At 49.3% G+C, this 6,283-nt stretch carries 6 protein-coding genes; 2 read left to right on the top strand and 4 right to left on the bottom strand.

Features of this window, described 5'->3' with window-relative positions:
- Positions 1–139 precede the first annotated feature (139 nt).
- The 4 genes from gspJ to gspD are packed head-to-tail and all read right to left on the bottom strand — an operon-like array spanning position 140 to position 3,549.
- Entirely contained in the window at positions 140–754 is a 615-nt protein-coding gene (gene gspJ / locus ACR2PX_RS19280) for a type II secretion system minor pseudopilin GspJ (protein ID WP_434000988.1), read from the bottom strand.
- Entirely contained in the window at positions 751–1,143 is a 393-nt protein-coding gene (gene gspI / locus ACR2PX_RS19275; protein ID WP_434000987.1) for a type II secretion system minor pseudopilin GspI, read from the bottom strand. The genes gspJ and gspI overlap by 4 nt, the downstream gene beginning before the upstream one ends.
- Positions 1,124–1,627, bottom strand: coding sequence for a type II secretion system minor pseudopilin GspH (gene gspH / locus ACR2PX_RS19270; protein ID WP_434000986.1), 504 nt, complete (start codon positions 1,625–1,627; stop codon positions 1,124–1,126). Before gspH ends, gspI begins: the two co-directional genes overlap by 20 nt.
- A gap of 5 nt (positions 1,628–1,632) precedes the next feature.
- Positions 1,633–3,549 (bottom strand): type II secretion system secretin GspD, encoded by a 1,917-nt coding sequence (gene gspD, locus ACR2PX_RS19265; RefSeq protein ID WP_434000985.1) that lies wholly within the window; start codon positions 3,547–3,549, stop codon positions 1,633–1,635.
- A 281-nt stretch (positions 3,550–3,830) separates the two neighbouring features.
- Between gspD and ACR2PX_RS19260 the strand changes: the two genes are divergently transcribed.
- Positions 3,831–4,475 (top strand): type II secretion system protein N, encoded by a 645-nt coding sequence (locus ACR2PX_RS19260; RefSeq protein ID WP_434000984.1) that lies wholly within the window; start codon positions 3,831–3,833, stop codon positions 4,473–4,475.
- 100 nt (positions 4,476–4,575) lie between these two features.
- Positions 4,576–6,231 carry a SpvB/TcaC N-terminal domain-containing protein gene (locus ACR2PX_RS19255; RefSeq protein WP_434000983.1) on the top strand — a complete coding sequence of 552 codons (1,656 nt, stop codon included), beginning with the start codon at positions 4,576–4,578 and terminating at the stop codon, positions 6,229–6,231.
- The last annotated feature ends 52 nt before the right edge of the window (positions 6,232–6,283 follow it).

The following is a 6,283-nucleotide window of genomic DNA, read 5'->3' as shown; positions in this document are numbered from 1 at the left end:
TGGCTCTATCCTTTGCTGTTCTCGGGATCAAAGTCAGTAAGGATAGACAAAAGAAAATGACGGGTATTTCCCATAGGTTGGAGGGCTGCACTGGGCAAAAAGTCGCCGCGAAGCGGCCTACCTTGTTGCCGGGCTAACATCAGGTCGACTCCTGTTCAGGCAGTGTTCCGGATGTGACGACCAAGGTCATGATGTGAGTTCGCTGGTCCTTAAAAGTCAGGGCGATTTCAATCGCCTTTAAGGAGGCTTGCTCCACACGATCCGATGACCACTGTTGATGCCATTGCTGATGTTGATCCAGAAAACGCAGGCTGATCTGGCTGACTCCACTGATCAGTATCTGGTTTCTTACCTGGGCACTTGGTGCCCTGTCCAACCACTGCCAATAAAGACGGTGCAGTTCTCCATTCACTAATTGATAAGCGACACGTTGCATGGAGCTGCGGGGTTGGTTCAGGGGGTTCTGCCAGCCTGCCCGGGTAAACTCCACGAGATAATCGGATTGAGGCATGCTGATCAGAGCCGGTTGACGTTCACCGTAGGCATCGCGGATGGCTCTGGGTGACAGCTGACTGAAGTCGTTCTCCAGAATCAGTCGAGCTTTTTGCCCCTGGGCCATCTGAGACAATACATGCTCAGTCGCCTGATGGCTCTGGCTGACAGAAACCAGCAGTCGATAGGCTGCCCCACTGATCAGTGAAAAAATAAACAGGGCGATCAACAATTCGATTAAAGTAAAACCTTGTTGCTTCACAATCGAGCCTCCCTGATAAAGGTGGTCAGGGACGACAGGGGTGGCTGTTTCTCGGTGGCTGCTTCATTGGCAAACACATCCACCTTGAGTCGATAAAAACCTGTCACGGAAGTGGCTGCCCATCGTTCCCGCACAGTCCATTGCCTGTCCTGATAACTTTCCAGATAACTCGTTTCGCCTGGACTGACTATCAGTGGAATAGCCAGCTTCTGGTTCAGGATATTTTCAACCAGTTCAGTGGCCAGAATCTTCTCGTGCAGATAGCGAGCCGAGCGGGTGCTGTTGCCTTCTGAAACCATGAGTAAGCCCGCAGCAGCGGCAAAGATGGCCAGAGCCACCATCACCTCAACCAAAGTAAAGCCTTCCACTTTATTGAATCGCAACATCATTCAAACCGTCCGTGGTCAGCACCGCAGTTTGAGAGCGGTCAGCATTGGCGAGTGAAAGACGAAAAGGCGACATCTGATAATCCGGGAAGATGACGAGAGCAGTGGCAGGTTCTGACTGAAATAGAGAATTAAAAGTGAAGTCCTGCTCGAGTGTTGCCTGCCAAGCTTCAGGAAAAGAAACTGGCTGAAACTCTGCTTCCTCCCAATTTTCCCAACGAGCGTGATCCGGATTCCAGCGGAGCCAGTGATAGCCGTCCGGCTTCAGAACCCAGCCATAAGTCTGGTTCTGGAAGAAGGCTTTGTCTCGCAGCGACTTGAACAGGATTTCAAGACGTTCAGCCTGTTGCACCACAGCAGAGGACTGGTTCATTCTGGGAGTCAGGGTCACCAGGCTGGCTATCACACCTAACACCAGTAAAACCACCATCAGCTCGATCAGGGTAAATCCAGGTTGTGTGATTTTATAGGATGAAACAACAGCCATAACCTTTACCCTGAGCGACTGTCTTGAATAAACGACGTGGGGGTTTCAGGTTTGAGTGCCTCCACATCCGGCAAGATCAGGTAGTCACCCTCCTGTGCTTCACTACCTTGTAGTTTTTTACCAAACTGTCGCTGTGCCTCCTGAATAAAACGATACCGACCTTGGGAAATACTGGCGGCGACATCAAAGTTTTTCATGATCTTGGGTTTCACAAACAGCATCAGGTTGCGTTTACGGGTGGTGTTGCGGTCCGCCGTAAACAGTCGACCCAGCCAGGGAATATCGCCCAGCAAAGGGACTTTGCTGGTATTCTTTACCACCTCATCGGTGATCAAACCGCCCAGTACCAGTACATCCCCATCCCGGATGAGAACACTGGTTTCGATGGAGCGGGTGTCCGTCACCACATCAGCGGCTTCGGTTTTTGTGTTGATGCTGGAGATTTCCTGAAGAATTTTCAGGGTGATGGCATCACCGCCATTGATCTGAGGAGTAATGGCCAGCTTGGTGCCGACATCTTTTCGCTCTATGGTCTGGAAGGGGTTGTCACTGGTACCGGAACCGCCGGTGGTGCCGGTAATAAAGGGCACGTTCTGGCCCACGACGATTTTGGCTTCTTCGTTATCCAGAGTCACCAGGGTGGGGGTGGAGAGAATATTGAATGCGTCGTCAGTCGCCATGGCCTTGACCAAAGCATTCAGTGAACCGTTGTTATAAAAGCCCAGACTTAACCCAGTGCCGAAGCTCCCTTCAGCGAACTGACCAAAACTGTCCGAACCATCAAAAGAAAAGCGGGTGCCCGCCACAACACCAGAGCCGTCTTTGGCCGAGTCAGAAGTGGACCATTGCACCCCCAGCTCCAACGCACTCTCGTCCTTAACTTCAACAATAATGGCTTCCACCAACACTTGGGCACGACGGATGTCCAGCTTCTTGATCACATCCAGCATGGTGCTCATCAGCGTTTGTGGTGCGGTGAGAATCAGGGCATTGGTGGTCTCACCAGGTTCAATGGAGACTCGGGCATTACTGATGCTGATATCCGTCGAGCCTCGTTTGATATTCTCTACCATCGCTTTCAGTATGCCCGCCACTTCCTTAGCCTTGAGGTAGTGCAGATAAATCACTTGAGTATTACCATTGCTGTCGGCAGGGCGATCCATGGTATCGATGATCTGGCGGATCTTCTTTCGTTCGCTGGCTGCAGCCGAGACCAGCAGACTGTTGGTGCGCTCATCAATGGCCAGCTGATAGCTTTGTGCGGCATTATCCTGCCCCTGGGTAGGCCAGATCGCCTGGATCATCCGGGCCACCTCTTGGGCACTGGCGAACTTGAGTTCAACGACATCAATCGTACGTTCGCTGGCCTGATCAATACGTTCTACAATACCGAGCAGCTTGGTGATATTGGCAGCTCGGTCGGCAATGATCAGCGCATTGCTGTCAGGATGGGTGACCAGGTAACTGGACTGGGGCAACAAAGGCCGCAGCAAAGCCTGTAATTTATTGACGGCAATATGGCTGGGCTTGATGATCTGGATCACCAGCTCATCGGTGTCGCGAGCCTTACTATCCACAACGGGCAAAGCATTCTGTCGTGCCAACGATTCCGGCACAATCTTGAGCAGGCCGTTGTTATCCACAGCAGCAAAACCGTGTACTTGCAGAACGGACAAAAGCGCCTGATAAGCTTCATCGGGTGACATGCTGTCGTTGGAAATGACAGAGACCTTGCCCTTGACCCTGGGGTCAATAATGACGTTACGGCCTGAGGCTTCTGCGACCCAACGGATTAAATCCTGAATTTCACCGTTCTTGATATTGATACGGATGTTGGAGTTAGGGTTATTCTCTGGAGTACTGCCCGACGCGACCACCATAAAGCACTGCATCAGCAGCAGGATGAAAAAAAACGACCGCATCAAATACAGCCTAAAATATGCAATCCTTTGGCCCACAGCGTAATGATCCTTTGCTTGTATTTATTATTAATTAAGGATGATAATGCAGTTATCCGAATCATTTCAACTGAACGACAATATTCAAATGAAACTGTGACCAGAGTCAAAGTATAAAAGACACTTGTAATATATTATTTCTGTTGTTTAAAATTTAACGTATTGTTATGGTCGTTTAAATATAATTATAAAAATACAAAAAAGGGTTTGGGTAATACCTTAATCAGGTGTTGCTATATCATAGGATGATGTATTTCGCTCATATTGCAAAAAAACAATCACTTAAAAACACTGTTTGGCTTCTATTGATTGTCCTGGTCTGCGTAGCTTTGCTTGTTAGTGTCGCCTACCAGCTTCGCGTTAACTGGGTGTTGGCCAGTCATGAAACATCTGTTGTTGTATCTGGTTCTCTGGCTTCGAATGAATTAATTCAAGATGAGCTGCTAACCGTGGGTGAAATGGACTTACAATTATTTGGTGTGTACCAGCCATCTGAGCACATTAAGCCGGTTCAGGTGTTGTCAACGCTTGCCCCGGTCACGACCTTCTCGTACACCCTTGAAGCGATCTATTTTTCTACACAGCGAAGCTTGTCTGCTATTTCTATCGCCTCAGAGCAGAAGAACGGTTTCTATCGAGAAGCCGATGAGTTGGCTCCAGGGGTGACCATTAAGCAGATCAACCAGGATAAAGTCATCCTCAGCCGTAATGGTCAACAGGAGCAGTTGTTGCTCAACCCAGATCCATTAGAGACAGTCTTGACCAAACCAACCATTCTCATGCCCAGTCAACTCGATCTAATCCAGTCAAAGTCAGTCAATAAAACCAAAAACGATTTGCAAACACGATTACAACGATTAAGAGATCGTCTGGATAAAACGTCAAGCTGAGACAAAAGCTCTAAAGCAGTGTCCTCTAATGGATGTATAGGCATACTGCGGTATTTGAAAACGTTGAACAATAAAAACAGGGATTAGCAGGAAGCTAAAAATGTTGGATTTCATACGAACGGGTCTTGCCAGAAAAAGAAGAGCGAGACGCCCGATACTAGTCGGGATCTTACTATCCACTGGTTTGTCACTGACATCTGTAGGGCAAGGCAGTGGACTGACGTGGCCTTCACTGCCTGAATTGGCCGGTTCAACGGGTGGTGAGTTCAGGGTCAACGAATCCGGTAGTGCTACGTACTCTATACCCATTAACTTGCCTGCTGGTATTGCCGGGTTAACACCACAGCTTGGGATCAGTTATGACAGCCAGGGCGGCAATGGACATTTGGGTAAGGGCTGGAGCCTGAGCGGTTTATCCAGTATCACCCGATGTCGCCCAACGTTGGAGCAAGATGACAGTACCTCAGAGAGCCATAATAAGTTCTGTCTGGATGGTCAGCGACTGATGGCGGTCAGTGGTAATTATGGAGCCAATGGTACCGAGTACCGTACAGAGATTGATGGCCAGTCTAAAGTAGTGTCTTACGGTGCCGTCTCCGGCTATCCCCAATGGTTCAAGGTTTGGCGCAAAGATGGCAGTGTCAGTGAGTACGGGAATACGACTGATGCTCGTATCGAAGCCGGTGGTACCACCCGCCCCCTGGTCTGGGCTGTTAATAAAATCCAGGACAGTGTCCTTAACAGCAATAATGCCATCCGCTTCAGTTATACAGAAAACAACAGTGCGGGTGAATATACCATCAATAACATCACCTACGCGGGAGGCAAGCACCAGGTCAACTTTGTTTATTACGACAGTAGGCCCGATAAAGCGGTCTTCTATGCAGAAGGTGCTCAGGCAATCCTGAACAAACGCCTGGAAGCCATTGAAGTCGAAGTTTCTGGAGTATTATTACGTCGTCACATTCTTCGCTACCAGATCAGCGAGGTAACCAGTACCAGCCGTATAACGAGCGTTCAGGAGTGCAACAACAGTCATTGCTTCCCGGAAACTCGTTTTGATTGGGAGGCACTAGAGGCCGGTTATCAAACAGTCAAAACAGCAGCGGTGGTCGGTGGCACAAAAAAAGCCCGTCCTGCGGACTTAAATGGGGATGGCCTGGAAGACCTGATAGTGGTCGGTACCAATCATCTTTACAGCTATATCTCTGACGGTAGTCAGCTGGTTAAAAAGGGGCAGTCTTTCTATCGAAGTGGCATTATCAATGCGGATAAGGACTGGCATCTGTCGGATTTTAATTACGACGGAAAACACGACCTGCTCTACAAGGACGGTAACTGGAAGATACGCCTGTCCGATGGCCAGGACTTTGTAGGCCAGTATATTGATACGGGCATCCCCTCTGCCAGCTCTGCACTGGCGGATGTGGATGGCGACGGGATGATGGACATTGTCTATACCGATGGCGGCAAAGCAGGCAGTTCCGCACAGTCTGAGCCTGTTCTAAAAAGTGATTCCAGCTCTACTCCCAGCCCCAGCCCTTCACCACCGCCCCCTGATTTTGGCGGAGGCTGCATACCAGGCAAACCCTGCACCATGCCTTTGAGTGCTTTTAATACATCAGTGGCTACAAAGCAGATAGCCGTGAGATATAGCCGTAGAAATAAAAATGCAGACTCTCCCTATCACTCGATTCTGCAGTTTTTCTCACTTGACAATCAGGTTGCATCCAATAATTCAAATTTCCCAGCATGAGATTTGAGTGATTCCGTAGGCTCCCGTTTACCAAGATCTCGCCCCGCCATAT

The sequence above is a fragment of the Endozoicomonas sp. genome (assembly GCF_051008435.1).
In the GTDB taxonomy this organism is placed as follows: domain Bacteria; phylum Pseudomonadota; class Gammaproteobacteria; order Pseudomonadales; family Endozoicomonadaceae; genus Endozoicomonas_A.
The sequence above is the reverse complement of the archived record's forward strand: the minus strand, read 5'-3'. Positions and strand labels throughout refer to the sequence as shown.

What these genes read in the sequence shown, in the direction of transcription:
- gspI (WP_434000987.1), bottom strand. Translation starts at nt 1,143, where the DNA reads ATGATGTTGCGATTCAATAAAGTGGAAGGCTTTACTTTGGTTGAGGTG.
- gspH (WP_434000986.1), bottom strand. Translation starts at nt 1,627, where the DNA reads ATGGCTGTTGTTTCATCCTATAAAATCACACAACCTGGATTTACCCTG.
- gspD (WP_434000985.1), bottom strand. Translation starts at nt 3,549, where the DNA reads ATGCGGTCGTTTTTTTTCATCCTGCTGCTGATGCAGTGCTTTATGGTG.
- ACR2PX_RS19260 (WP_434000984.1), top strand. Translation starts at nt 3,831, where the DNA reads ATGATGTATTTCGCTCATATTGCAAAAAAACAATCACTTAAAAACACT.
- ACR2PX_RS19255 (WP_434000983.1), top strand. Translation starts at nt 4,576, where the DNA reads ATGTTGGATTTCATACGAACGGGTCTTGCCAGAAAAAGAAGAGCGAGA.